The organism is Methylobacterium sp. 001424705 (genome assembly GCF_059816145.1).
This window is the reverse complement of the sequence record NZ_JCBANU010000089.1, coordinates 1-702: the sequence shown is the minus strand read 5'-3', so window position 1 is coordinate 702 and position 702 is coordinate 1. Positions and strand designations below refer to the sequence as shown.

The 702-nt window shown below is 67.7% G+C and carries 1 pseudogene; it reads right to left on the bottom strand.

From position 1 onward, the window contains the following. Positions 1 to 332, bottom strand: a pseudogene (locus AC6EUL_RS22880) (hypothetical protein); the annotation flags it as partial. Positions 333 to 702 lie beyond the last annotated feature (370 nt).

The following is a 702-nucleotide window of genomic DNA, read 5'->3' as shown; positions in this document are numbered from 1 at the left end:
ACGACGGGCTGGATCGCGATGAGGTTCAGGCGCGCGCCGAACAGGGTCCAGGGCGTCGCCCAGACGAAGGCCGGCAGGTTGACGTTCGATTCCGAGTCGAGCGGGCGCGTGTCGCGCACCCCGAAGCTGGACGTGTTGACGAAGTAGAGACCCACCGGGAGCTGGGCGCCGGCCGGGAGGCCGATGGTCTGGCCCGGCTGGGCCGCGGACCCCGCCAGGGCCGGGGCCGGGGCCAGGAGTGGGAGGGGCAGGAGCGGGAGGGCGAGAAGGATCTTGCCGCCGCGCCGGCGGCGGGTGGTCGGACGGAGGGCCTTGGCGATGGTGCGGATCACGCATGTCTCCCTGGCTCGGCTGCCCGGGGACAGGTGCCGCCGGTCGGCGGCCGGCAACCCAGCGTCTTCCTGTCAGACGATTGCCCGCCACGCTTTAGTCCGGTGGCCCGCGCCCGCGCCGGGCGGAGGGGCGCGGGCCGACCGCCCTCAGAGACTTACGGCACCTTTGTCCAAGATGTATTCATGATGCATCGAGACGGGGTGAACCCTCATCTCAGGTCCAACCATTTAATCCTGTCCTCGACGTGCCTGGCCGCACGTCATGGCTGAGATCGAGGCCCCATATTGGGTTTAGACAGATGAAGCGAACCAAGAAAAACGGTTCGCACTGTATAGGAGCCCGATAGCCACAATGAAGACCCGTATCGCC